The sequence below is a fragment of the Streptomyces sp. ST2-7A genome (assembly GCF_021390475.1).
Classification (GTDB): domain Bacteria; phylum Actinomycetota; class Actinomycetes; order Streptomycetales; family Streptomycetaceae; genus Streptomyces.
Map to the genome: position 1 here is coordinate 46,133 of NZ_JAJUWS010000027.1, position 24,599 is coordinate 70,731.

20 protein-coding genes are annotated in these 24,599 nt (G+C 73.2%); 8 read left to right on the forward strand and 12 right to left on the reverse strand.

Going from position 1 to position 24,599, the window contains the following annotated elements:
* The first annotated feature begins 4 nt into the window (after window positions 1-4).
* On the forward strand, window positions 5-2,245 hold the full coding sequence (locus LZF96_RS17095; RefSeq protein WP_233872840.1) for an MMPL family transporter: 2,241 nt from the start codon (window positions 5-7) through the stop codon (window positions 2,243-2,245).
* 118 nt (window positions 2,246-2,363) lie between these two features.
* Window positions 2,364-2,753: a thiol-disulfide oxidoreductase DCC family protein gene (locus LZF96_RS17100; RefSeq protein ID WP_233872843.1), complete on the forward strand. Its 390-nt coding sequence runs from the start codon at window positions 2,364-2,366 to the stop codon at window positions 2,751-2,753.
* A 133-nt stretch (window positions 2,754-2,886) separates the two neighbouring features.
* On the opposite strand, the gene LZF96_RS17105 is transcribed toward LZF96_RS17100, so the two are convergent.
* Window positions 2,887-3,912, reverse strand: coding sequence for a GlxA family transcriptional regulator (locus tag LZF96_RS17105; RefSeq protein ID WP_233872846.1), 1,026 nt, complete (start codon window positions 3,910-3,912; stop codon window positions 2,887-2,889).
* A 71-nt stretch (window positions 3,913-3,983) separates the two neighbouring features.
* Here LZF96_RS17105 and LZF96_RS17110 point away from each other — a divergent pair, with 71 nt between their 5' ends.
* Complete coding sequence (locus LZF96_RS17110; RefSeq protein ID WP_233872849.1) at window positions 3,984-5,321, forward strand: APC family permease; 1,338 nt, start codon at window positions 3,984-3,986, stop codon at window positions 5,319-5,321.
* A 650-nt stretch (window positions 5,322-5,971) separates the two neighbouring features.
* Here LZF96_RS17110 and LZF96_RS17115 read toward each other — a convergent pair.
* From LZF96_RS17115 to LZF96_RS17130, 5 genes are all read right to left on the reverse strand, one after another.
* Window positions 5,972-6,376: a hypothetical protein gene (locus LZF96_RS17115; RefSeq protein WP_233872852.1), complete on the reverse strand. Its 405-nt coding sequence runs from the start codon at window positions 6,374-6,376 to the stop codon at window positions 5,972-5,974.
* A gap of 240 nt (window positions 6,377-6,616) precedes the next feature.
* Complete coding sequence (locus LZF96_RS26640) at window positions 6,617-6,745, reverse strand: hypothetical protein (RefSeq protein WP_267941017.1); 129 nt, start codon at window positions 6,743-6,745, stop codon at window positions 6,617-6,619.
* Between the two features lie 124 nt (window positions 6,746-6,869).
* Window positions 6,870-7,751: a sulfite exporter TauE/SafE family protein gene (locus LZF96_RS17120; protein ID WP_233872857.1), complete on the reverse strand. Its 882-nt coding sequence runs from the start codon at window positions 7,749-7,751 to the stop codon at window positions 6,870-6,872.
* A gap of 5 nt (window positions 7,752-7,756) precedes the next feature.
* Window positions 7,757-8,383: a rhodanese-like domain-containing protein gene (locus tag LZF96_RS17125; protein ID WP_374203262.1), complete on the reverse strand. Its 627-nt coding sequence runs from the start codon at window positions 8,381-8,383 to the stop codon at window positions 7,757-7,759.
* Window positions 8,380-9,813, reverse strand: coding sequence for a rhodanese-like domain-containing protein (locus LZF96_RS17130; protein ID WP_233872861.1), 1,434 nt, complete (start codon window positions 9,811-9,813; stop codon window positions 8,380-8,382). Before LZF96_RS17130 ends, LZF96_RS17125 begins: the two co-directional genes overlap by 4 nt.
* 511 nt (window positions 9,814-10,324) lie before the next feature.
* Here LZF96_RS17130 and LZF96_RS17135 point away from each other — a divergent pair.
* Complete coding sequence (locus LZF96_RS17135; protein WP_233872863.1) at window positions 10,325-12,643, forward strand: ATP-binding SpoIIE family protein phosphatase; 2,319 nt, start codon at window positions 10,325-10,327, stop codon at window positions 12,641-12,643.
* Between the two features lie 80 nt (window positions 12,644-12,723).
* Here LZF96_RS17135 and aztA read toward each other — a convergent pair whose 3' ends face one another.
* Window positions 12,724-13,401 (reverse strand): zinc ABC transporter ATP-binding protein AztA, encoded by a 678-nt coding sequence (aztA, locus tag LZF96_RS17140; protein ID WP_233872866.1) that lies wholly within the window; start codon window positions 13,399-13,401, stop codon window positions 12,724-12,726.
* A gap of 52 nt (window positions 13,402-13,453) precedes the next feature.
* Here aztA and aztB point away from each other — a divergent pair, with 52 nt between their 5' ends.
* The 4 genes from aztB (at window position 13,454) to aztD (ending at window position 18,066) form a co-directional block, all read left to right on the forward strand.
* On the forward strand, window positions 13,454-14,356 hold the full coding sequence (gene aztB / locus LZF96_RS17145) for a zinc ABC transporter permease AztB (protein ID WP_233872869.1): 903 nt from the start codon (window positions 13,454-13,456) through the stop codon (window positions 14,354-14,356).
* Window positions 14,353-15,657, forward strand: a complete 1,305-nt coding sequence (locus LZF96_RS17150) for a hypothetical protein (protein WP_233872872.1) — start codon at window positions 14,353-14,355, stop codon at window positions 15,655-15,657. The genes aztB and LZF96_RS17150 overlap by 4 nt, the downstream gene beginning before the upstream one ends.
* Window positions 15,654-16,607 (forward strand): zinc ABC transporter substrate-binding protein AztC, encoded by a 954-nt coding sequence (gene aztC, locus LZF96_RS17155; protein ID WP_233872875.1) that lies wholly within the window; start codon window positions 15,654-15,656, stop codon window positions 16,605-16,607. Before LZF96_RS17150 ends, aztC begins: the two co-directional genes overlap by 4 nt.
* Window positions 16,608-16,833: 226 nt before the next feature.
* Window positions 16,834-18,066, forward strand: coding sequence for a zinc metallochaperone AztD (gene aztD, locus LZF96_RS17160; protein ID WP_233872878.1), 1,233 nt, complete (start codon window positions 16,834-16,836; stop codon window positions 18,064-18,066).
* A 126-nt stretch (window positions 18,067-18,192) separates the two neighbouring features.
* Here the strand turns inward: aztD and LZF96_RS17165 are convergent, their stop codons facing one another.
* The 5 genes from LZF96_RS17165 to LZF96_RS17185 all read right to left on the reverse strand — a co-directional run bounded on the left by LZF96_RS17165 (window position 18,193) and on the right by LZF96_RS17185 (window position 24,518).
* Window positions 18,193-19,374, reverse strand: coding sequence for an ABC transporter ATP-binding protein (locus LZF96_RS17165; RefSeq protein WP_233872881.1), 1,182 nt, complete (start codon window positions 19,372-19,374; stop codon window positions 18,193-18,195).
* Window positions 19,375-19,477: 103 nt separating this feature from the next.
* Window positions 19,478-20,305, reverse strand: coding sequence for a carbohydrate ABC transporter permease (locus LZF96_RS17170; RefSeq protein ID WP_233872965.1), 828 nt, complete (start codon window positions 20,303-20,305; stop codon window positions 19,478-19,480).
* 56 nt (window positions 20,306-20,361) lie between these two features.
* Entirely contained in the window at window positions 20,362-21,246 is an 885-nt protein-coding gene (locus tag LZF96_RS17175; RefSeq protein WP_233872968.1) for a carbohydrate ABC transporter permease, read from the reverse strand.
* Between the two features lie 170 nt (window positions 21,247-21,416).
* A complete protein-coding gene (locus tag LZF96_RS17180; RefSeq protein ID WP_233872884.1) occupies window positions 21,417-22,781 on the reverse strand; it encodes an ABC transporter substrate-binding protein in 1,365 nt (454 codons plus the stop codon).
* 564 nt (window positions 22,782-23,345) lie between these two features.
* The gene (locus LZF96_RS17185) at window positions 23,346-24,518 is read right to left on the reverse strand and encodes a DUF5685 family protein (protein ID WP_233872888.1); all 1,173 of its coding nucleotides are present in this window, start codon (window positions 24,516-24,518) and stop codon (window positions 23,346-23,348) included.
* Window positions 24,519-24,599: the final 81 nt, after the last annotated feature.

Genomic DNA, 24,599 nt, shown 5'->3' on the forward strand with positions numbered 1-24,599 from the left:
GTGGGTGACGGATGCCGGGCTGTCACCGCGGACCGCCGCGACAGCCCCCGACCGGGGGCTCGCCCGTCTCGCCCGGACGCTGGTGCGTCGTCGGGTCCCCGTCCTCCTGGTGGCCGTCCTGCTCTTCCCCCTCGCCGCGCTGTTCGGCGCGGGGGTGACGGGTGATCTGTCGAGCGGCGGCTACACGGCGGCCGACTCCGAGGCCGCCGAGGTGGAGGACCTGCTGGAGGAGCGTTTCGGCACCGGCTCCCCCCACATGGTGTTCCTGGTCGCCGGGGAGCGGTCGGCGGAGGAGCCCGGGCAGGCACGGGCCGGCACGGAACTGACCGAGCGGATCCGGGACCTGGACGGGGTGGCCCGCGCCGAGTCGTTCTGGACCGCGGGCGCCCCCTCCCTGCTCTCGGGGGACGGCAGATCCGCTCTGCTCCTGGTGCGCCTGTCCGGCGACGAGAACGAGACCACCCGGCGCGCCGGGGAACTGACGGAGGAACTCTCGGGCGAGCAGGGCCCCTTCACGGTGACCGCCACCGGACGCGCGACGATCAACGCCGAGTTGGAGAAGAGGAGCGAGGAGGACCTGATCAGGGCCGAACTCATCGGCGCCCCGCTCACCCTGGTCATCCTCCTGATCGCCTTCGGTTCCCTGGTCGCCGGTGTGCTGCCGCTGGTGGTGGGGGCCGTCTCGGTGGTCTGCACGCTGGCAGTGCTGCGGCTGCTGGCCACGGTCACCGAGGTCTCGCTCTTCACGATGAACATCACCACCGCGCTCGGCTTCGGCCTCGCCGTCGACTACAGCCTGTTCATCGTGACCCGCTACCGCGAGGAGTTGGCGCGGGGGCACGATGTCGGCGGCGCCATCTCCCGAAGCCTGCGCACGGCGGGCCGCACCGTGCTGTTCTCCGCGCTCACGGTGGCGCTCTCCCTGTCCGCGCTGTTGGTCTTCCCGATGATGTTCCTGCGGTCACTCGCGTATGCCGGTATCGCGGTGGTGACGTTGGCCGCCCTCGCGTCGCTCGTGCTGCTGCCGCCCCTGCTCGCCGTCATCGGACCCCGGATCGACCGTTTGGACGTCTTCGCCCGGCTGCGTCGTGGTCGGGTGGACCCGGTCGGCCGGGAGGGGGGAGCCTGGTACCGGTTGGCGAACGGGGTGATGCGGCGTCCGGTGGCGGCCGGGGGCGCCGTGGCCCTCCTGTTGATCACCCTCGCGCTGCCCTTCACACACGCCCGGTTCGGGCTCACCGATGACCGGATCCTCCCGTCCGGGTCGCCCGCCCGGGTCGCGGCGGAGACCATCCGCACCGACTTCGAGGGCACCGGCACCACCCCGGTGACGGTGGTGCTGCCGGACCTCCCCCATTCGGGGAGCGAGGCGGAACTGGCTTCCTACACGGAGGAGCTGTCGCTGATCGAGGGCACCGTGCGGGTGGACGGTCCGCTGGGCGGCTGGGTCGGGGGACGGCAGGTCTCCGGGCCCGGTCCCGGGGCCGGGGGGTTCGTCGACGCCCGGGGTGTCCGGCTGGAGGTGGTCTCCGACACCGACCCCAACTCCGCGGACGGGGAACGGCACCTGCGGGACGTTCGCGCGGTCCCGGCGCCCGCCGAGGCACTGGTCGGAGGTGAGGCCGCGTCCCTGGTCGACACCCGGCAGGCGTTGGTGGAACGCCTGCCGCACGCGGCCGTGATCATCGTCCTGAGCATGTTCGTCCTGCTCTTCCTGTTCACCGGGAGCGTGGTGGTGCCGGTGCAGGCCCTGGTGCTCAACACGCTCAGTCTCACCGCCTCCTTCGGGGCGATGGTGTTCGTCTTCCAGGACGGCCATCTCAAGTGGCTGGTGGGCGACTTCGTCCACACCGGCCAACTGGAGGTGACGGTGCCGGTGTTGATGTTCTGCGTGGCCTTCGGTCTCTCCATGGACTACACCGTCTTCCTGCTCTCCCGGATCAGGGAGGAGTACCTGGAGAGCGGGGACACCACCCGGGCCGTCGTCTTCGGCATCGAGCGCACGGGCCGACTGATCACGGCCGCCGCCCTGATCGTGGCCACGGTCCTGGGCGCCCTGGCGACATCGGGGGTGAGCCTGCTCAAACTACTGGGCGTCGGGTTGGCCCTGGCCGTGCTGGTGGACGCGACGCTGGTGCGCGGAATCCTCGTACCGGCGGTCATGAAGGTGTGCGGCCGGGCGAACTGGTGGGCCCCCGCGCCGTTGCGCCGGCTGCACGACAGGGTCGGCCTGCGGGACGGCTGATCGACCCCTCCGCCGCCCGGGTGGCACCCACCCGGGCGGCGCGAACCGTTCCCGACGGCCCCGGGGGACGTGGGCTCGGACCTCTCCGGATCCGCCGGAAAACCGGCACACTGGGAGGATGCGGACTTCACCTGTGCTCGTCTTCGATGGGGATTGCGGCTTCTGCGGCACCTCGGCGGCGTTCGCCGAGCGTCGCGTGCGGCCCCGCTGCGAGATCGTGCCGCGTCGGTTCGCGGACCTGCGGGCGCTGGGGGTGACGCCGGAGCGTGCCGAGTACGAGGTGCTGTGGGTGACGCCGTCCGGGGCCGTGCACGGGGGTGCCGACGCGGTGGCGAGGGCGCTGCTGAGCGCGGGCCGGGGGTGGGCGGTGCCGGGCGCGGTGCTCACCCTGCCGCCCGTCCGGTGGGTGGCCCATCGGGTCTACCGGCTGATCGCGAACAACCGTCACCGCATGCCGGGCGGGACGGCGGCCTGCGCGCTGCCCCGCGCCGAGTCGCCGGGGCGGTGATCCCCGACCGTCGCCCGGGCGGTTCGGGATCGGATCGACGGTGTGTTCGTCGACGGGGGGTATCGGAGTGGGTTGGCGGGGGACGGTGACATCCTTCGGGCCGTGACCGGGGCGCGCGGCCCGGGTCGGCCCCTCAGGGGGTGACGGCTCCGGAGCCCACCGGCTCGGCGCCGGGGTCGGCCCCGCCGCCGGCGGTGAGGGCACGGTGGCGGAAGACCTGACGGTAGGTCTGCGGGGAGACCCCCGCGACGCGCCCGAAGTGGTGGCGGAGGTTGGCGGCCGTCCCGAAGCCGGTGCGGTGGGCGACGCCCTCCACCGGCTCGTCGGTGGTCTCCAGCAACTCCTGTGCCAGCCGAACGCGTTGTTGCAGCACCCACTGCAACGGGGTGGTGCCGAGCCGGTCGCGGAAGCGGCGGGCGAAGGTGCGCTCCCCCAGGTGGGCCCGGCGGGCGAGCAGGGCGACGGTCAGCGGTTCGTGGAGCCGGTCGAGCGCCCAGTGCAGCACCGGCGCCAGGTCGTCGCCGCGCGGCAGCGGCCGGGCCGGCGGGCGAACGTACTGGGCCTGGCCGCCCTCGCGGTGCGGCGGGACGACCATCCGGCGGGCCACCTCGTTGGCGACGGCCGCGCCGTGGTCCTTCCGCACCAGGTGCAGGCACAGGTCGATGGCGGAGGCGGTGCCGGCGGAGGTGAGGATGTCCCCGTCGTCGGTGTAGAGGACATCCGGGTCGACGTGGATGTCCGGGTAACGGTGGGCGAGGTCGGCGGCGTTCATCCAGTGCGTGGTGACCCGGCGCCCGGCCAGCAGTCCGGCCTCGGCCAGAACGTAGACACCGCTGCACACCGAGACGACGCGCGCGCCCCGGGCATGGGCGCGGCGCACGGCGTCGACCAGTCCGGGAGGGGGCGCGAGCTGCGAGGGGCGGGCGCAGGCGGCGACCAGGACGGTGTCGGCTGCGACGAGGTCCTCGAGCCCGTGGGGGGTCTCCAGGCGCATTCGGGCGGAGTTGCGTAGTTCGCCGGGTTCGGCGGCGCACAGGCGCAGGTCGTACCAGGGGTCGACGATGTCGCGGCGGTCGACACCGAAGACCTCACAGGGGATGGCGAGTTCGAAGGTGGGGGCGCCCCGGGTGACGGCGACCGCCACGACGTGTCCGGTCATGGCGGGAATTTAGCGCACGATGGCATTTCCGACGATGGGCGGGGCGCGGGAAAGCGGCGAGGCTGAGCCGCATGACTCCACGCACTTCCGAAGGGCGCTCCGGCGGCCTGACCGCCGCGCAGGGCACCGCCATGTACGTCGGGGCGGTCCTGGGCACGGGCGTGATCGCCCTCCCGGCGCTGGCCGCCGAGGTGGCGGGGCCGGCCTCGCTGGTGGCCTGGCTCGCGCTCATCGTGATCTCGGTCCCGCTCGCCGCGACCTTCGCCGCGCTCGGCGCCCGGTACCCGGACGCGGGCGGGGTGTCCACGTACGCGCGGCTGGCGTTCGGGAAGCGCGCGGCGACGGTGGTGGGGTGGTGCTTCTTCCTGGCCGTGCCGCCGGGGGCGGCAGCGGCGGCGCTGTTCGGCGGGGCGTACGTCGCCTCGGCGTTCGGCGGCGGGCGGACGACGGTGGCGGTGACGGCGGTGGGTCTGATGGTGGCGGTGACGCTCGCCAACACCGCCGGGGTCCGGGTCTCGGGGCGGTTGCAGTTCGTGCTGGCGGGCCTGCTGGCGGTGCTGCTGCTGGTCTCCGTGGCGCTGGCGCTGCCGCACGCCCGGGCGGGGAACCTGGAGCCGTTCGCCCCGCACGGCTGGGCGGCGATCGGCCCGGCGGCGGCGCTGCTGGTGTGGTGCATCGCGGGGTGGGAGGCGATCACGCACCTGGCCGGGGAGTTCCGACGGCCGGAGCGGGACCTGCCCCGGTCGGCGGGGGCGGCCGTGGTGGTGGTCGGGGTGCTGTACCTGTCGGTGGCGTTCGCGGTGGTCGCGGTGCTGGGCGCGGCGGCGGGCGGTTCGGAGGCGCCGCTGGCCGACCTGATGGCGCTGGGCATGGGGGACGGTGCCCGGTGGTTCGCCGCGGCGGCGGCGCTGATGCTGACGGCGGGCGCCATGAACGTGTACTACGCGGGGGCGGCGAAGCTGGGCGCGGCGATGGGTCGGGACGGTTCGCTGCCCCGGGTGCTGGCGCGCGGCAGCGTCTCGGGCGAGGTGCCGCGGCGCGGTCTGGTCGCGGTGGCGGTTCCGGCCCTGGCGGCGCTGCTGACGGTGGTGGCGTTGGACGTCGGGGCCCGGCCGCTGGTGCTGCTGGCCACGGGGTCCTTCGTCACGGTGTACGCGATCGGGGTGGCGGCGGCGATCCGGCTGCTGCCGCGCGGGAGCCGGGGGCGGATGGCGGCGCTGGTCTCGCTGGGCGCGGTGCTGCTGCTGTTGGTGATGTCGGGTCCGTACCTGCTGTGGCCGCTGGTGGTGACCGGTGCGGCACTGCTGTACCTGCGGCTTTCGGGCGGGCGGCGGAGGGGCGACGCGGTGGGTGGGGAGGGGCGGCTCGTCGGGGTGCCGGAAGCCACGGAAGTGCGGGGGCCGGGGTGAGGCGGGTCCGGGGGCGGAGGTGATCCGCCGTCCCTGTCCGTCGGGGCCGCCGGAGGAGAGGCGCGACGCCCCACGGTCCGCTCTGCTCCGTCCCCGGGGGTACCACGTCCGTGCCGCTCGGGAAGAGGCTGCCCGAAGACCGAAGACGGGGCCGTCCGTGAAGCCGGGGGCGTACCCGTGGGCCCTTCCCTCTCGGAACGAACGCCCCCGCGCTCCCGGTGGTCCCCGTCGTCGGGTCGATGCCGCGCCGGCGGCGGCGGGCCTGCCCGTGGCGGGGTCACCCGTCGCTTCGCGGAGCGGGGCGCGTGGCGCCCCCGGAAACGGACCCCGACAACCGGTGGAGGCGCTCCCTCTCATCGGTCCGATGGCACTCGGGGGTGCCGGGCGGCGGTGCCCCTCCCCACGTGGGCCGGGGCACCGCTGCGTCGATGTCCGTCGGGTCGTGCCGTGATCCCGAGCCTCTGCGCGGCGTGGTGAATCCATCCGCGGCTCGGTGGGAAATCGGACCCGGGAAATCCTCGGAACTCCCCTCCCCCTTTATCACTCCGAAGGGTCTCCCGGGTCCACTCGGAATCTCTCAACCCGATTCCGGAGGCCGGGGTCGTCGCAGGTCGGACGATGACCCCGGTCCGGGCCCGGAAAAAGCGATCTCACCACCAGGCGGTCGCGTTGCTCGAGTTGCACGTCCCGCTCAAACTCGTCACGTAGCACGCCCGGAAGGCCCGGGCCGAACTCGAGCTGGTCAAATACCCCGAGGTGTAGTTGCGACTGGACGCGCGGCGGGTCTCGGCCAGGTCCCACACCCGGTCGCCGTTCAGGTCGATCTCGAAGCGGATGTAGTCCGAGGACCCGTAGTTCAGGATCCGGCCCCAGCCGTACTGGGAGCCGCCGCACCGTCCGTACCGGACCTGAACGGTGCGGTTGCTGACATCGCGCTGCACCGCGGTGGCAGTGGATGTGCAGCTGTTCGGGTCATCCCACCAGGTCTGCGCGCTCGCGGGCGCGGCGGTGAGCAGGGTGGTGGCCACGGCCGCGGCCACCGTACCCGCGACCATCGTCTTCCTTCCGATTTTTCCACGACGCCTGAACATCGTGCCCTCCCGTTTTTCGTGCTCTCGGATTCCCGCCGACGGCAGGAAATCATGTGACACGAGAGGAACGCCACACGGAATTGATGAGCGAATCCCCCCGGATCACCGACCCGAATTCTTGCACCCGATCGGAGACGAGCGGATACCGCTTTCGGCCTCCTTCGGAGGAGACTTCGCGCGCGCCCTGGAAAACGCAGCGACACCTCACGGAACACGCGACACCGGCACCTCGGGAAAATGCACGAAATGCGCCGCTTTCACGGTGTCTCCATCGTCGATGCCACAGCCGACACATGATTCGTCGACACTTCCGTGACCGAAAGCGTTGGTCATGGCCGGGCGTTGTCGCGAGCTCCCCCGCCGCGCCGTGTCCGTCGCCTCGGCGCGTCGGGCCGGAATGGGCGATTCCCCTCGGAAACAGCCGCCGGGGCGCGGTCCCGGGGCGCCATCTGCGGTGTCAGGTGCCGGGGGCGAGGCGCCGCAGGGGGCAGCGGGGGACGAAGCCGTAGCACAGGCCGGCACCGGTACCGAGTGAGAGGATCGCGACGGCCAGCGGGATCCGGAGGTCGGCCGGGGCCTGCTGCAGCAGGGTGAAGGTGCCCAGTGCCAGGACGAACCAGGCGAAGGCCCGGGAGAGACCGGCGGCCGGGACGCGGCCGGCCAGTCGCGCTCCGGCCAGGCTGCCGACGACGGCGGAGGCCGTGACGGCGCCGGCGAGCGCCCGGTCGATGGGGACGGCGGTCAGGTATCCGGCGAACCCGGCGGCCGACTTCATCGCGATGACCAGCAGTGAGGTGCCCACCGCGACCGGCATCGGCAGTCCGCCCAGCAGGGCCAGGGCGGGCACGACGAGGAAGCCGCCGCCGGCGCCGACCAGGCCGGTGACCAGGCCGACGACCGAGCCGTCCAGCAGCACCCGGCCCGCCGGAAGCCGCTCGGCGCCGTGCGCGCCCTCCCCAACGTCGGAGGCGCCCGGGCGGCGGCCCCGGAGCATGGCCCCGGCGGTGACGATCATCATGATCGCGAAGGCGACCAGCAGGGCGGCCTCGGGGACGTGGCCGCCGAGAAGACCGCCGGCCCAGGCGCCGGCCATCCCCGCCGCTCCGAAGAGGGCTCCGGTGCGCCAGCGGACCCGGCCGCCGCGGGCGTGTCCGATCACGCCCACGGCGGCGGTGACGCCGACGACGAACAGGGAGGTGGCGATCGCCTCCTTGGCGTCCATCCCCGCCACGTACACCAGCAGCGGCACGGTCAGGATGGTGCCGCCTCCCCCGAGCAGGCCGAGGGAGACGCCGATCAGCAGCGCGAGGACGACGACCGTCACGAGTGTCGGCGTCATCCCGGTCACCCGTGGTCGTCGGTGAGCCGCGTGATCGCATCGCGCGGGTCGAAGGACGGCGTACGGTTCCACGGCATCCGGGAGAGCAGCACGCCCATGGCGCAGGTGTTGGTGATCGCGGCCACGGCCAGGCCGGCGCCGACGAACGCCGCCAGCAGTTGGGCGCCGGGGACGAAGAAGCCGACGACGACCCCGATCAGAACCAGGGAGCCGGCGACCAGGCGGACCTGCCGCTCGATGTCCCAGCGCTCACGCCCCCGGTTGACGGGCGCTCCGGTCCTCTCCCACGCGGTCACGCCACCGGAGAGCACCGGCAGGCCGGGAAGACCGGCACCGGCCAGGGCTTCTCCGGCGCGGCCGGCACGCTGTCCGGAGCGACAGACCAGGACCACGTCGGGGTCCAGGTGGGTCGCCAGCTCCGCGCAGTGCTCGCGCAGGATGTCCAGGGGGACGTTGTGGGAGCCGGGTATGTGGGCGGCCTCGAACTCGGCGGGTGAACGGACGTCCAGCAGGCGTGGCGGGTTGGCCGAGTCGAGCCGGGCGCGCAGCTCCCCGGCGTCCAGGGCGTGCGGGCCGGCGATGCCGTCGGCGGGGGTGGTGGTGCGGTCGGCACGGTGGGCGGGGACGGTCACGCGGGGGTCTCCTGTCGGTCGTCGGTGTGCTCGGGAGCGTCGGTGTGCTCGGGAGCGTCGGTATCGGCCGCGAGGGGGCACAGTCCTGCCGCGTGGGCGTTGTCGAAGGCGTCGTCGACGGCGACCACGTCCCGGCCTCTGGCGTGCAGCAGGGCGGCGACGACACCGGCGCGGTAGCCGCCGGCACAGTGCGTCCAGACCCGCCCGGCGGGGATCTCGTCGATCCGCGCGGGGATCTCGTGGATGGGGATGTGGAGGGAGCCCGGGATGTGCGCCTCGCGGCGTTCCTGGTTCCGCCGCACGTCCAGGACGACCACGCCGCCGTCGTCGGTCCCGTCGTCGAGGGCCGCCGCCAGATCGGCGAAGGTGGCCCGGGCGTAGGAGACGAGCGGTTCGCCGCCGGCCCACTCCCCCGGTGTCCCGGTGGCCATGGCGGCCGGCCGTTCGATGCCGATGCGGACCATCTCGCGCTGGGCCTCGGCGACGTCCTCGGCACTCGTGCCGAGCAGGGTGACCGGGGTGCCCCACGGGATGAGCCAGCCCAGGTAGGTGATGAAGGGGCCGTCGAGGCCGAGGTTGAGGCTGCCCGCGAGGTGTCCGGCGGCGAAGGCGGTGCGGTCGCGCAGGTCGACCACCCATTCGCCGGCGTCGACCCGGCGCCGCAGTTCGGCGGGGTCGGCGACGGACGGCGGGGAGAGGTCCGGGGCCCCGGGTCCGGCGGCGTTGGCGGGGCCCATGTGCGCGTAGTAGGCGGGGAAGGCGTCGAGGCCGGCGAGCAGCCGTTCGACGTAGGTCTCCTCGTCGGCGGTCAGCGCGATGTTGTCCTTCTTCTCGCCGCCCATGGTGCCGGTCCCGGCGTCGGCCTGCGTCGCGGAGCAGAAGGACCCGAAGCCGTGCGTGGGGTGGACGGTCGTCTCGTCGGGGAGTTCCTCCGCCAGACGACGGGCCGAGCGCCACTGGGCGCGCACCAGGGTGTCGGTGTGCTCGGGGCCGAGCAGGTCGGGGCGGCCGGTGGTGCCGTACAGCAGTGATCCGCCGGTGAACACCGCGACCCGCTCGCCGTCGGTTTCCAGGACATAGGAGAGGTGGGTGTGGGTGTGACCGGGGGTGTGGATCGCCCGGATGCGCATGGTGCCGACCTCGATGACCTCGCCGTCGCGGACGGGGGTGCGCTCGAAGAAGACCTCGTCGTCGGCGTTGATCAGGTACCGGGCGCCGACCTCGCGGGCGAGGGCGAGACCGCCGGTGACGTAGTCGTTGTGGATGTGGGTCTCGAAGACGTGGGTGATGCGCACCCCGGCGGACGCGGCGAGCGCGGTGACCCGGTCGTAATCGCGCTGCGGGTCCACCACCAGGGCCGTGGTGCCGTCGTGGGCGAGGTGGGTGCGGTCGCCGAGGCCGGGGGTCTCGACGGGAAGAACGGTGATCATTCGGTTCTCCTCGGTGGAGGCGGGGGTATCGGCGGTCCGGGGCGTCCGGGGGCGGGATCGACGCGGTGTCCGCCGCGCGCCGGGTGGGGGGGGTGGGCGGGCCGCCGCCGGCGGGTCCCGGAAGCCATCGCAACCTCCTGTCGTCCACGATGCGGTGATACCCCAGGGGGTATCACCGCCTTCATCGTAACAGCTTTCGCTCTATACCCCGGGGGGTATTCGATGTCGGCATCCGCGCCCCGATCGGCGCGGCCGTCCGCCGTGGCCCGGCAGGACGGTCCGGTCGCCCCGCGCGGGAAGGGCCGGCGCGCGGCGAGGGCCGGCACGGGACGGGCCGGACATCGCGTGTCCATCGGGTCGCCTCCCCCGGCTCCGGCCGCGCACGCCGGCACGGCCGAAACGGTGCGGGGGCTCGCCCACCCGGCGGTTCCGGGGAGGCGGGGGAGGCGGGGGGATCGTCTAATGGGGATGTGGAGCACGCTCGCAGTGGTGTCGTGGCGGTGGATGGCGGATGACCGGCCGCGTCGAACACCGGGAAGCCGGCTCGGCGGACCGCGAGGAACCCGCCGAGCTGATGCTCGATGCCGCCGGGGAGGTTGTGACCTGCACCCGGACCGCCGTGAAGGTGTTGGGTGGGGCGTTCGAGGAGATCCGGGCCCGCCCGGTGGAGGTCTTCTTCGTGCCTCCCTCGGTCTGGACCTGGCTTTCCACGAACGCCTCCACCGGGGGGCGGAACACCATCCGGTCGATACTGCGCCGGGTGGGCGGCGACACGGTGACGGCGGATGTGGAGGTCTCCGAGCTGCCGGAGGGATCACCGATCCGGTTCGTGGTCCGGCTCCTTCCGGTTCCGGGCACCTCGGAGCCCGGCCCGGGGGGATACGGGAGCCGACTCCCGGACATCATGGCGGACTTCTCCCCGCCGACGGCTCCCGCCACCTCCGAGGAGGGGGCCCGCCGGCGACTGGAGCTGCTGCACGCCGCCGCCTCCCGGCTGGGTGAGTCGCTGGACCTGGTGCGCAACGCCGAGCAGTTGTTGGGAATGTTGGTTCCGGCCTTCGCGGACCTGGCGTCGGTGGACCTGACCGAGGCGGTGCTGGCGGGCGAGGAGCCCGAGTGGTTCGTCTCCGGTTCGCCGCTGCGACGGGTGGCCGTGGCGGCGGACGGCGAGTGGCCGGAGGGAATGTACCCGCCGGGGGCCGCCTTCCGGGTCGGTGACTTCGAGAGCGAGCAGTTGCGCACCGGCCGGGCCGAGGTGTTGGTGGGTCTGGACGGTTTGCGCGCGAAACTGTCCGACGACCCGGGGCTGCTGCGCCTGCTGCTACCGGAGACGGCGACCTCCCTGCTCCTGCTGCCGCTGCGGGCCCGGCGGCTGGTGTTGGGCGCGGTGGGGTTGTGGCGCACCGGGGACCGGGCCCCGTTCGAGCGGGCGGACACCTCGCTGGCGGAGGAGATCGGTTCGCGGTTGGCGCTGAGCCTGGACAACGCCCGCCGGTACACCCGCGAGCGGCGGACCGTGGAGGCGTTGCAGCGCAGTCTGCTGCCGCGTCCGGTGGTGCGCCTGACGGCGGCGGAGACGGCCGGTACGTACGTGCCGGCGAGCACCGCGGCGGGGACCGGCGGCAGCTGGTACGACGTGATCGCGCTGTCGGGGACCCGGGTGGCGTTCGTGGTGGGCCGGGTGGTGGGGCACGGGGTGAACGCGGCCGGGGCGATGGGCCGACTGCGGTCGGCGGTACAGACCCTCGCGGACCTCGATCCGCCGCCGGACGAGCTGCTGACCCATCTGGACGACCTGGTGATGCGGTTCGGCGAGGAGGAGGAGCGGCACGACCCGGTGGGTTCGCTGCTGGGAGCGACGTGCCTGTACGCGACGTACGACCCGATCGAACGGGTGTGCCTGATCGCGGCGGCGGGGCATCCGTCCCCGGTGCTGTGCCGGGTGGGGGAGACGGAGGCGGAGGAGGTGAAACTCCAGACGGGCCCGCCACTGGGCACCGGCGGTGAGCCGTTCGAGCCGGTGAAGCTACGGATGGAGCCGGGGGATGTACTGGTCTTCCCCAGCGGTGATCCGGTGGCCCTCGCGGCGGACGGCGCCCCAGCCTCCGTCAACCTCCCGGCGAGGGATGAATCACTACCGGTGGGCGGCATCCCGCCGGTGGGCGGATCGGTCGCCGGGGCCGACACGGACACCGGGGATGCCGGAGACGCCGGGGCCGACACGGACACCGGGGACGACGGGGACGACGGGGACCGGGAGGTCCGATCCGCCGGGGACGTCCCCGGGAGCCCGGGGCGGGATGCCCTGGTCGTGCGCGAGGGCGCCGTGGCCGCGGTCGCCCGGGATCTCCCGCTGCGCGAGCTGGGCGAGCGGATGGCGGCCCGACTGCGCGAGTGTCCCCGCCGGGAGGATCTGGCGCTGTTGATGGCGCGGATGGGCGCGGTGCCGGAGGAGTCGACGGCGTTCTGGGAGCTGCCGGCGGATCCGGGCGTGGTGGCGCGGGCCCGGACACTCACCTCGGAGCGGTTGGCGACCTGGGAGGTTCCGGAGGAGTTGGTGTTCGGCACCGAGTTGATCGTGAGCGAGTTGGTGACGAACGCGATCAGATACGCCGGGGGGCCGATCGGTTTGCGGTTGACCCGGGATCGGCGGTTGATCTGCGAGGTGTCGGACCCGAGTCAGACACAGCCGCACCTGCGGCGGGCGCGGCCGGCGGACGAGGGCGGGCGCGGATTGTTCCTGGTGGCCCAGGTCGCCCACCGGTGGGGCAGCCGGTACACGCCGGCGGGGAAGACCATCTGGACCGAGCAGCTCCTCGACCCGTCCTGAGCAGGCGCCGCCGGACCGCGCCGCGGGGCCGCCCCGGAGTCCGGCTCCGGCGCGCTCCCGCTCGCGCTCCCGCCGAGCGATCAGACGGCGGTGAGCACCTCGGCCGGCGGGCCCTGCGCGAGCAGGGTGCCGGCGTCCAGCGCGAGGCAGTGTCCGGCGCGGCGGGCGGCCTCCGGATCGTGGGTGGCGTGGACGACGGTGACGCCCCGGGCGGGCAGGCCGTCGAGGACGGCGAGGATGTCGGCGCGGGCGGCGGCGTCCAGGCCGGTGGTGGGTTCGTCGAGCAGGAGCAGGTCGGCGTCCTGGACGAGGGCCTGGGCGACCAGTGCGCGCTGGCGCTGTCCGCCGGAGAGTTCGTCGAGGCGACGGTCGGCGAGCCGGTCGATCCCGAGGTCGGCCATGGCCTCCTCGACCCGCCGACGGTCCTCCGGTCGGGCCCGGCGCCAGGGGCCGAGGCGCTCCCAGCGCCCCATCGCGACGGTCTCGCGAACGGTGAGCGGCAGGGCGTCGGGGACGTCGGTGCGCTGCATGACGTGGGCGACCCGGCCGGGGCCGTGACGGGTGAGGGTCCCGGTTGTCGCCTTGATCACACCGGCGATGACGCCGAGCAGGGTGGACTTGCCGGCGCCGTTGCCGCCGACCACCGTGGTGATTCCCAACTCCGGTACCCGCGCGTTGATTTCGGACAGCACCACACGTCGCCCCCGGACCACCGAGAGGTCTTCGAACCCGATCGCGGACCGTTGGGTCGCCGCCATGACCACTCTCCTCACATTGAACTGAAAATCATTTTCATTGTACGGTCCATCCATGGAGTGGTTGGTCGGTCCCTTCGAGGTGACCTTCGTACAGCGTGCCCTGTGGGGCGGTGTCCTGGTGTCGCTGATCTGCGCGCTCGCCGGCACCTGGGTCGTGCTGCGCGGAATGGCCTTCCTCGGTGACGCCATGGCCCACGGCATGCTGCCGGGCGTGGCCCTCGCCTCCCTCCTGGGCGGCAACCTCATGCTCGGCGCGGCGGTCAGTGCCGCCGCCATGGCGGCGGGCGTCACCCTTCTGGGTCGCTCCCCCCGGCTGTCCCACGACACCGCGATCGGCCTGCTGTTCGTCGGGATGCTCTCGCTGGGCGTGATCATCGTCTCCCGCTCGGGCTCCTTCGCCGTCGACCTGACCGGCTTCCTCTTCGGGGACGTGCTGGCGGTCCGCGAACAGGACCTGTGGCATCTGGGGATCGCCCTGCTCCTCGCGGTGCTCCTCTCCCTGGCCGGTCATCGCGCCTTCGTCGCCCTGGCCTTCGACGAGCGCAAGGCCCACACTCTGCGGCTGCGCCCCCGCCTCGCCCGGGCGGGCATGCTCGCCCTGGTCACCCTCGCGATCGTGGCCTCCTTCCACGTCGTGGGCACGCTGCTGGTCTTCGGGCTGCTCATCGCGCCGCCCGCCGCAGCGCTGCCGTGGGCACGGCGGGTACCGGTGGTGATGGCCGGGGCGGCACTGCTGGGGATCACCGCGACCGTGATCGGCCTCCTGCTCTCCTGGCACCTGGGAACCGCCGCCGGGGCGACCGTCGCGGGCGTCGCCGTCCTGCAGTTCTTCCTCTCCGCCGGGATCGCCGGCCTGCGCGGCCGACGGGTTCTCCCACCCACCCCGGCCGCGCCACCCGCCGGTCCCCCGGCCGCGCTTCCCACCCCACGAAGGAATGTGGAGACCTCCCGATGAGCACCACCCCCCGTCCCCGCCGGACCGGCCACGACCGGCCGCGACGGCGCCTCCCGGCCCTTCCGGTCGCGGCCCTGGCCTGCGGTCTGCTGCTGACCGGCTGCGGTGAGGGCGCCGACGACCCGACCTCCGCCGGGGAAACCGACGACGGCGCGGGGACCTCCGGGGAGGAGACCCCGCACGGCTACGTCGAGGGTGCCGAGGAGACCGCGGAACAGCAGTCCCGACTGGTCCTCGCCTCCGCCGGCGGGGAGCCCGTGCACGTACTGGACCTGGTGTCCGAGGAGGGCACCGTCATCGGGGAGGCCGGCCGGATCGCGGGCACCGACGCGCCCGCGCCGATGATCGGCGACGGTCGCTTCGCCCACCTGCTGGAGGACGGCGCGGTGCGCGTCGTGGACGGCGGGGCGTGGACCGTGGACCACGGCGACCACGTGCACCACTACCGCACCGGCGCCCGCGAGGTCGGCACGGTGGAGGCGGCGCGGCCGGTGGCCGCGCACGCGGACACCGCCGTCATCGCCGTCACCCTCTCCGAGGGCGGCGCCCTGCTGCTGGACCGCGCCGGTGCCGAGGACGGCGACCTCGCGGAGCTCCGCCGGATCGACGACGCCGACGGCCCGGTCCTGCCCTTCGACGGCGGCCTGTTGGTCCCCGTCACCGACCCCGCCGGAACCGGTCGGGTGGAGGTGCGCGACCGCGGGAACGAGTCGGTCGCCGCCCCGGACGCCGTGTGCTCCGACCCCGCCGCCGGGGCCGTGACCCGGCGCGGCGCGGTGTACGCGTGCGCCGAGGGCGCGTTGTTGTTCACCGCCGGTGGGGAGGGGGAGCCGGAGGTCACCGCCATCCCCTACCCGGAGGGGACCGCCGAGGAGGACCTGCCGACCGAACTGCGCCACCGCAACGACGGCGCCGTCCTCGCCGCCCGGGCCGGGGACCGGGGCGTGTGGTTCCTCGATCTCGCCGAGCCGGTCTGGAAACTGCTGGAGACCGGTCCGGCCGTGGCGGTCAACGCGGTCGGCGAGGACGCCCCCGTCCTCCTCCTCGACCCCGACGGCGATCTGGTGGCAGTGGACCCGGCGAGCGGCGAGGAGATCGCCCGCGCCGCGCTGCTGGACCCCGCCGCCGGTGACGGCTCGGTACCGGAGGGGACGGTCATCGAGGTGGACACCCAACGCGTCTACGTCAACGACATCGCCGAGCGGCGGATCCACGAGATCGACGCCCGGGACGACCTGCGCGTCGCCCGCGTGCTGCCGGTGGACGCCGAGCCGCGCCGAATGGTGGTGACCGGCCGATGAACGCGTCCACCACCACGTCGTCCCGATCGCGCGCCGTCGTGTTGCCGGCGCTGCTGGCCGCGGCGACGGTCGTCCTGACCGGCTGCGGCGCCCCCGCCGGCTCCTCCGGCGCCGGGGACACCCCGTCGATCGTGGTCACCACGAACATCCTGGGCGACGTGACCCGGGCCGTGGTCGGCGACGAGGCCGAGGTCACCGTGCTGATGGGCCCCGGTGCCGACCCGCACTCGTTCGGCGTCTCCGCCGCGCAGGCGGCCGGCCTGGAGCGGGCCGACCTGATCGTGCACAACGGCATGGGCCTGGAGGAGAACGTGCTGCGGCACGTGGAGGCGGCCGGGGAGGAGGGCGTGCCCACCGAGGCGGTCGGCGAGGCGGTGGACCCGCTGCCGTACGCCTCGGGGGACGCCGCCGGCGTCCCGGACCCGCACTTCTGGACCGATCCGGAGCGGATGATCGCGGCGACGGAGGTCATCGCGGAGCGGATCGTCGAGGAGGTGCCGGGGATCGACGCGGAGGCCGTGCGGGGGAACGCGGACGCCTACGCCGAGCTGCTGCGGGAGCTGACGGCGTGGATGGAGGAGGAGTTCGCGACCCTCCCGCCGGAGCGCCGGGCGCTGGTGACCAACCACCACGTGTTCGGCTACCTCGCCGAGCGCTTCGACTTCCGGGTGATCGGCGCGGTGATCCCCGGTGGCACCACGCTGGCCTCGCCCGGCGCCTCGGACCTGGAGTCGCTCTCCCGGGCGATCGTCGAGGCGGACGTGGGGGCGATCTTCGTGGACTCCTCCCACCCCGACCGGCTGGCCCGGGCGCTGCGCGAGGAGAGCGGTCTGGACGTGGAGATCGTGCCGTTGTTCTCGGAGTCGTTGACCGCGCCGGGCGAGGGCGCCGGGACCTACGAGGAGATGATGCGCGCCAACACGCGGGCGATCGTCGACGGCCTGACCTGAGCCCGGCGGGTGGGGCCGGGCGCCGGAGATCGGCCGGTGCCCCGCCCCACCGTGCCCCGGCGCCCTTCCCATCGACCCCGGCCCCCTGACGAGGGCCGCCCCGTCCGCGCCCACCGCGCGCACGACACCACCGCCGTGCCGCCCCCGGACCCCGGGGGCGGAAGGCCCCGGTCCGCCGGGGCGCACCACCCCCTGTTCACCCGTCATCGAAGGGAATCCATCCACCATGCGCACCGCACCACGCGCCCGGGCCGTCGCCGCGACGGCGACGGCTCTCACCGCCGCCCTCCTGCTGACCGCCTGCGGCGGCGGGGACGACTCCGCCGACGCCTCGAACGGGACCGGCGGCGGGGAGAACACCGCCGAGCCCACGGAGGCCGACGAGACCTCCGAGGTCGTCGAGGCGAACGAGCCGCTGGTCCTCACCCACGACGGGGGCCTGCGGATCCTGGACGGCGACACCCTGGAGGTCGTCCACGAGATCGAACTGGACGGCTTCAACCGCGTCAACCCGGTCGGCGACGACCGCCACGTCATGGTCTCCACCGCCGAGGGCTTCCGGGTGCTGGACGCCGTGAACGGCGAGCTGACCGATGTCACCTTCCCCGGCGAGAAGCCGGGCCACGTCGTCCACCACGCCGGTGTGACCGTGCTGTTCACCGACGGCACCGGCGAGGTCACGATGTTCGACACCGACGCCCTGGGCGACGGTGAGCCGGAGGTCGAGACCCACATGTCGGACGAGCCGCACCACGGCGTGGCGATCAAGCTGTCCACCGGCGAACTGGTCACCACGCTGGGCACCGAGGAGGAGCGCACCGGCATCGTCGTGCTGGACGCCGACGGCGAGGAGGTGGCCCGCAACGAGGACTGCCCGGGCGTGCACGGCGAGGCGACCGCCCGCGACGAGGCCGTGGTCGTCGGCTGCCAGGACGGCGTCCTGGTCTACCGGGACGGCGCCATCACCAAGGTGGACAGCCCCGATGACTACGGCCGGATCGGCAACCAGTCCGGTTCCGAGGAGTCGGCGATCGTGCTGGGCGACTACAAGAGCGACCCCGACGCCGACCTGGAGCGCCCCGAGCGGATCGCCCTGATCGACACGGAGAGCGGTGAGCTGCGCCTGGTGGATCTGGACAGCAGCTACACCTTCCGCTCCCTGGCCCGCGGCCCGCACGGCGAGGCCCTGGTGCTGGGCACCGACGGGAGCGTCCACGTGATCGACCCGGAGGCGGGCGAGGTCGTGAACTCCATCCCGGTCATCGAGGAGTGGGAGGAGCCGATGGAGTGGCAGCAGCCGCGCCCGGCGATCTTCGTGCGCGACCACACGGCGTACGTGACCGACCCGGACGGCCGGGCGGTGCACGCGGTGCACGTGGAGAGCGGTGAGATCCTGGCGAGCGCCGAACTGCCGGACTCCCCGAACGAGATCAGCGGCGTGATACTCGACGCGCACTGATCCCCGGACGGCACCACACCACTTCACACCACGCGACACCACGCGGGCCGGGCCCGGGCATCACGCCCGGGTCCGGCCCGCGTCGGTGGGTCCGCCCCTCTCCCCGGGGTTTCCCCGGAGCCCGCCTCACCCCTCCCGGGTGAGGTTGCGGCCGGAGTCGGGGTCGAAGAGCAGGATGTGGGCGGGGTCGAACCACACGTCCAGCTCGACGCCCTCCCTCGCCCCGGTGGCCGCCGACAGCCGGGTGATGAGCTGCGCGGGGCCGCCGGTGTCGTCGGCGGACCCGGTGACGGAGGCGAGGTCGGCGAGCTGCCGGGCCCGCGCGCCCTCCCCCTCCCGCTCGAAGTAGGCGTACTTCTCCGAGCCGAGCGACTCCAGCACGTCCACGGTGCCGGTGAAGGTGTGGCCCTTGTCCCGCAGGTGGTCCTCGACCAGCGCGGCGTCCTCGAAGTGTTCGGGGCGGATGCCGGCGATGAGTTCGCGCGGGGCGTCGACGGCGGACAGCAGGGTGCGGGAGCGGTCGGTGAGCGGCACGGAGCCCAGCGGGGTGGCGAGCCGGTCGTTCTCGACCGTCACCGGCATGAAGTTCATCGAGGGGGAGCCGATGAAGCCCGCGACGAAGAGGTTGGCGGGCTCGTCGTAGAGGTACTGGGGAGTGCCGATCTGCTGGACGTGGCCGCCCTGCAGGACGACGATGCGGTCGCCGAGGGTCATCGCCTCGGTCTGGTCGTGGGTGACGTAGAGGGTGGTGGTGCCCAGCTTCTTCTGCAGGCGGGAGAGGGAGGTGCGCATCTGCCCGCGAAGCTTGGCATCGAGGTTGGACAGCGGCTCGTCCATCAGGAACGCCTTGGGGTCGCGGACGATGGCACGCCCCATGGCGACCCGCTGGCGCTGACCGCCGGAGAGGTTGGAGGGGCGGCGGTCGAGGTGTTCGGTGAGGTCCAGGACCTGCGCGGCCTCCTCGACCTTGCGCCGCACGACTCCGTCGTCGACCTTCGCCAGCCGCAGCGGGAAGGCCATGTTCTCCCGCACGGTCATGTGCGGGTAGAGCGCGTAGGACTGGAACACCATGGCGATGTCCCGGTCCTTGGGGGCGCGCTCGTTCATGCGTTCGCCGTCGATGCGCAGTTCGCCGGCGGTGATGTCCTCCAGTCCGGCCACCATGTTGAGGGTGGTGGACTTCCCGCACCCGGACGGGCCGACGAGGATGATGAACTCGCCGTCGGAGACGGTCAGATTCACCTCGGACACCGCGAGCGCGCCGTCCGGGTAGCGCTTGGACACCTGGTCCAGAACGATCTCGGCCATGGTCGGTTCTCTCCCCTGCTTCCGGTGGTCCCGGGGTTCTCTCGCGTGTTCTCGCGTGCTCTCGCGCGTATCGGCCGGCGGCGTGATCGACGTCCCGCGTGCCTCAGCCCTTCACGGCGCCGGAGGTCAGTCCGGCGACGATGCGGCGCTGGAAGAGCAGGACGAAGATGATGATCGGAATGGTGATGACCACGGCCGCGGCCGAGATCGTGCCGGTGGGATCCTCGAACTGCGAGGCACCGGTGAAGAACGACAGCGCCGCCGGGACGGTCCGCGCGGTCTCCGACGCGGTCAGCGAGATCGCGAAGAGGAAGTCGTTCCAACAGAAGATGAACACCAGGATGGCGCTGGTGACCACGCCGGGCGCGGCCAGCGGGACGATGACCCGCCGGAACGCCTGGATCGGGGTCGCGCCGTCCATCTTCGCCGCCTTCTCCAGCTCCCACGGGATCTCCCGGAAGAACGCCGAGAGGGTGTAGATCGCCAGCGGCAGCGCGAAGGTGATGTACGGCAGGATCAGCCCGGGCCAGGTGTCGAACAGGCCCAGTTCCCGCTCGATGTTGAACAGCGGGGTGACCAGGGAGATCTGCGGGAACATCGCGATCAGCAGGGAGACGCCGATCAGCGCCCGCTTGCCGGGGAAGTCCAGGCGGGCGATGGCGTAGGCGGCCATCACCGCCAGGGACACCGCGATGAAGGTGGAGATCAACGCGATGCCGATCGAGTTGATCAGCGCCCGGGTGAAGATGCCGGTGGAGAAGATCTCCGCGTAGTTGTCCAGAGTCCAGGAGCGCGGGATGAAGTTGCCGTCGTTGATGGTGTCACTGGTCTTGAAGGAGAGCGACACGATCCACAGGACGGGCACCAGCGCGTAGACCACCACGATCGTGTTGATCGCGGCCCAGCTCAGCCGGCGTCGGGCGTCGTGCATCGCGTCGCCGCCGGGGGCGGCGGGAGCGGTGGTATCGGGCGCGGTCGTCGCGGCCATCAGCGGCCCCCTTCCCTACCGCTGCCGGGCGCGGCGGCCCCGAACAGCTTCACGAACAGGAACGCGATGATCGCCACCGAGATGAAGATCAGCACCGACATCGCGGACCCGATGCCGAGGTTCAGACCCCGGATGAGGTTGTTGTAGGTGATCATCGAGACCGACGAGGTGTCGTTGGCCCCGCCGGTGAGCACGAAGATGTTGTCGAAGATCCGGAACGCGTCCAGGGTGCGGAACAGCAGCGCCACCAGGATCGCCGGCTTCATCACCGGGATGATGACCTTCCACAGCCGCTGCCAGGGACCCGCGCCGTCCATCGCCGCCGCCTTGGTCAGGTCGTCCGGCACCAGGGCCAGGCCCGCCAGCAGCAGCAGCGCCATGAACGGGGTGGTCTTCCACACCTCGGCGACGATGATGATCGCGATCGACGCGGCCCGGTCGGTCAGCGGCGCTCCGTCGGGCGCGAAGGTCCCGGCGAGATAGCCGGTCTCCGGTGTCCAGGCGTAGAACCAGGAGAACGCGGCGACGACCGTCACGATGCCGTACGGGATCAGGGTCACCGTTCGCACCAGGTTGCGGGCGATCAGCGTGCGGTGCATGACCAGGGCCAACGCCATGCCCAGCACCAGCTCGATGGCGACCGAGACCAGCGTGATGATCATCGTCACCGAGAACGCCGTCCACCAGTAGGAGTTGGTGAGGACGACGATGTAGTTCTCCAGCCCGATGAACTCCTGCTGACCCGGCAGCCGCAGGTCGTAGCGGTGCAGGGAGAGCCAGATGGAGTAGATGATCGGCCAGCCGGTGACGGCGACCATCACCAGCGCGGCCGGCGCGCACAGCAGCCAACCGAGCCGCCGCTCGGCGCGCTTGCCCTCGCTCATGGCGGCCCGGCCGCCCCCGCCACCGTTGTCGCCCGGGTCGACGGGGCGGGAGCCGCCGCCCCCGCCACCGGTTCCGGCCGGGGCGGGGGTGGTGTCCTCCCGGTGGGGCTTCCCGGTGTGCCGGCCGGAGCCGGGCCTCCGCGTCGCGGCCCGATCGGGTTCGGTCGTGGTCACGGGAGCACCCCCTGGGACTGCAGCGCCGCCTCGAGTTCCTCGCGCAGTCGGTCGGCGGTCGCCTCCGGGTCGATGGCCGAGGGCGGCGAGAGGATCTTGGCGGTGACGGTGGACAGGTTCTGGTAGACGGGGGTGAGCGGCCGGACCGCCGCCTCCGCCAGGGCCTCGCGGATGGTCTCCTTGGGCGGGTACTCGCTGGCCATCGTCGGATTGGTCTCCGGGTCGGCCGGCTGGTCGGGGTCGAGCGGCGTCTCGTCGTCGTAGACGGTCTCGATGCTCGGCGGCAGGCCGGAGAGCAGCGCCTGGTACTTCTGGCTCTCGGCGCTGCGCAGGCACAGGGCCGCCTCGAAGGCCTCCGGCTTGTGGTTCGAGTAGCTGCTCACGGCCAGGTTGTAGCCGCCGGCGGTGGTGCGGCTCTCCCCGCCCTCCTCGACGGTGGGATAGCGGGCCCACTTGATGTGTTCGAGGTCGTCGGGTCGCTCCTGGGCGTAGGAGGCGTAGACGAACGGCCAGTTGAACTGGAAGGCTCCGCCGCCGCCCTGGAAGGCGAGACGGATCTCGTCCTCCTGCTGGTTGGACAGCGAAGGGCTGGTGATGCCGGCGGTGGCCAGATCGCGCAGGATCTCCAGCGCCTCGACCACGCCCTCGTCGACGACCGCCTCGGTACCGTCGTCGGAGAGCAGCCTGCCGCCGGTGGAGGCGACCAGGCTGTTGAAGAAGACCACCAGGCCCTCGTACTGGGCGCCGGTGAACAGCACCCGGTACGGCTCGCCCTCCTCGCGCAGCCGCTCGGCGGTCTCGATCAGCTCCGACCAGGTGGCGGGCGGCTCGGGGGTGATCCGCTCGTCGTACCACATGAGCTGGACATTGGTGTTCTTCGGGGCGCCGTAGACCTTGTCGTCCCAGATCGCCGTCTCCAGCGGGCCGGGCAGCACGTCGCGGACGGCCTCCTCGCGGTCCTCCCCGGTCCACTCCTCGATCCAGCCGGCCTCGGCGAACTCGGGGATCCAGGTGACGTCCAGGCCCAGGACGTCCAGGCCGGTGTCCTCGGCGGCGAGCCGGCGCACCATCTGCTCGCGCTGGCCGTCGGCGTCGCGCGGCAGTTGGTTGTAGACGATGCGGTAGCGGCCGTCGGCCTCCTCGTTGCAGCGCGCGACGACGTCGGGGAGGCTCTCCTCGGGCGAGAGGTAGAGATTCACCTCGATCGGGCCCTCGTCGGTGCCGCAGCCGGCGAGCAGCGAGGCGGCCAGCAGGCCCGCCCCGGCCGCCGCGAGGCCGCGCCGCCGGGAGCGGCCGGTGCCCCTGTGCGGTGCGAGTCCGGGGCGGCCGGGGCCGGCACCGCCCGGGATGTGGGCGGTCATGGTGTCGCCGCCGTTCCTACTGCTCCGGTCGTGCCGGATTTCTCGGCCATGGGTCAGACCTCCTCGTCCGCCTCGCCGGCGATCCCCGCCCGGATTCCGCGCGTCCGCCGTGCCGGGCCTCCCCGGCCCCTCACGGCCTCCGACGCGGAACCCCCGGACGCGACATTTATCCCTTTTATGGCTTTCATTACACATCACGTCGGGTCGGAAGGAGCACTGGACGTGAACCCCGGGTGTCGTGGTTCGACGCTTCCCCGCCCCCCGACGCGGCGTGATGCCCGCTCGGCTACCCGGGGATCGACGGGTTAGCCCGAAAAAGTGCGCGAGGGGAGAGGGAGTCCTCCCCGCCCAACCCGACGGGGAGCGCGGGAAGTCGGACGTAACCGGGTGGAACCCCGCGGAGGCGGATCCGGCAGGGGGGTCGGAGCCGGCGCACGGGACGCACGCCGAGAAGCGGGCCGGACCGGGGGGTGGAAGCGCCCGGGGAGGAGACCCGGAGGAACCCGCCGGGCGGACGGCCGGGCGGACGGCGGAAAGCCGGGCCGGGTCACCGGCCGGAACGGCTCAGCAGTCGCAGCCGCAGCAGTCGCAACAACCGTCGCCCCTGCCGCAGCCGCACGGGGAGCAGAGGTTCCCGCAGTCGCAGCAGGCACAACAACCGTCACCGCAGCACTCGCAGCCGGGACGGTGACACAGCCCTTCCCGCTCCTCCTCCGTCCAGGGGTCGGCGTAGGAACTCGCGCAGCACAGTTGGCAGGAGCACAGCAGCCCGGTCCACACCGCGCAGCCCGCGAGCAGCCCTCGCCGCCGGAGCGGCGGGGGCGGCGGGGGCGCGGCGTGCCGTCCCGGGGTGGTCGGCCCTCCCGACGGGGTGTGCGCGCAACCGGCGCCGAAGGCCCGGTCCACCGAGCGGCGCGGCTCGTGGACCAGCAGCACGTGGGCCAACCGGTCGTCCGCGAAGCGGACGTCGCGCAGCGCGAGCGCGATCCCGCGCACCGCGTCGTCGCACAGCCGCCGCGCCTCGGCGAGGTCCCGACCGGTGGCGACGATGGGGTTGAACGCCCCGGCGGCCGTGTCCGCCGGCAGGTCCTCCACCGCGTCCAGCAGGTGCGCCGGCCGGCCGAACAGCCGCCCGGCCTCGGCCAACGGCGCGGCGTTGTCGGGACGACCGGCCAGATGGGCGGTGTGCGCGAACGCGGCGGCGGTCGCGGTCTCCGTCGGCTCGGTGACCGCGAGCAGCGCCCCGCCCGGCCGAACCGCCGCCTCGATCCCGGCCTGCCGGTCCACGGCGTCCACCAGTACGGCGGTGTCGAAGCCCACCGCGCCGCCCGACCGGGCCCCGGCCCGATCCCACCCCGTCGCCAGTCGGCGGGCGGCCCGGGCGACCAGCGGGTGGGAGAGCGCCCCGTCCCCGTCGGCGACGTGGTCGCGGACCTTCGCCGCCGCGAGCACCATCGACACGGCCGCCGCCGGCCGGGCCCCCTCGCCCCGGGCGACGGGGGCGGTGCGCATCCCGCGCAGCGGACAGGGCCCGGCCGTGCGGCGACGCCCCGCCACGGGGCCGGTCTGCGCGTCCACCAGCACCGACACCAGCAGCGCGTCGTAGTTGGTGAGCAGCCGGGCGGCCTGACCGTGCTCACCGCGCAACGCCAGGCACAACCCGCACAGGTGCGCCGTCCACTCGGCTCGCGGCCCCGGTGCCAACCGATGGGCACACGGCCTGATGATCCCGAACACCCCGGCTCCCCTCCGCTCCCCCGTGGAGCGTGCGCGACGGCCGGCGGCCCGGTGGTCGCGGCCGGTGTCCGCATCCTGCCG

Bases quoted from the DNA above. Each gene is read 5' to 3' on its own strand.
- LZF96_RS17115 (WP_233872852.1), bottom strand. From the start codon at position 6,376: ATGGTCGCGGGTACGGTGGCCGCGGCCGTGGCCACCACCCTGCTCACC.
- LZF96_RS17105 (WP_233872846.1), bottom strand. From the start codon at position 3,912: ATGACCGGACACGTCGTGGCGGTCGCCGTCACCCGGGGCGCCCCCACC.
- LZF96_RS17170 (WP_233872965.1), bottom strand. From the start codon at position 20,305: ATGCACGACGCCCGACGCCGGCTGAGCTGGGCCGCGATCAACACGATC.
- LZF96_RS17100 (WP_233872843.1), top strand. From the start codon at position 2,364: ATGCGGACTTCACCTGTGCTCGTCTTCGATGGGGATTGCGGCTTCTGC.
- aztA (WP_233872866.1), bottom strand. From the start codon at position 13,401: ATGGCGGCGACCCAACGGTCCGCGATCGGGTTCGAAGACCTCTCGGTG.
- LZF96_RS26640 (WP_267941017.1), bottom strand. From the start codon at position 6,745: ATGACCAACGCTTTCGGTCACGGAAGTGTCGACGAATCATGTGTCGGC.
- LZF96_RS17165 (WP_233872881.1), bottom strand. From the start codon at position 19,374: ATGGCCGAGATCGTTCTGGACCAGGTGTCCAAGCGCTACCCGGACGGC.
- LZF96_RS17150 (WP_233872872.1), top strand. From the start codon at position 14,353: ATGAGCACCACCCCCCGTCCCCGCCGGACCGGCCACGACCGGCCGCGA.
- LZF96_RS17135 (WP_233872863.1), top strand. From the start codon at position 10,325: ATGACCGGCCGCGTCGAACACCGGGAAGCCGGCTCGGCGGACCGCGAG.
- LZF96_RS17110 (WP_233872849.1), top strand. From the start codon at position 3,984: ATGACTCCACGCACTTCCGAAGGGCGCTCCGGCGGCCTGACCGCCGCG.
- aztC (WP_233872875.1), top strand. From the start codon at position 15,654: ATGAACGCGTCCACCACCACGTCGTCCCGATCGCGCGCCGTCGTGTTG.
- aztD (WP_233872878.1), top strand. From the start codon at position 16,834: ATGCGCACCGCACCACGCGCCCGGGCCGTCGCCGCGACGGCGACGGCT.
- LZF96_RS17120 (WP_233872857.1), bottom strand. From the start codon at position 7,751: ATGACGCCGACACTCGTGACGGTCGTCGTCCTCGCGCTGCTGATCGGC.
- LZF96_RS17180 (WP_233872884.1), bottom strand. From the start codon at position 22,781: ATGACCGCCCACATCCCGGGCGGTGCCGGCCCCGGCCGCCCCGGACTC.
- aztB (WP_233872869.1), top strand. From the start codon at position 13,454: ATGGAGTGGTTGGTCGGTCCCTTCGAGGTGACCTTCGTACAGCGTGCC.
- LZF96_RS17175 (WP_233872968.1), bottom strand. From the start codon at position 21,246: ATGAGCGAGGGCAAGCGCGCCGAGCGGCGGCTCGGTTGGCTGCTGTGC.
- LZF96_RS17130 (WP_233872861.1), bottom strand. From the start codon at position 9,813: ATGATCACCGTTCTTCCCGTCGAGACCCCCGGCCTCGGCGACCGCACC.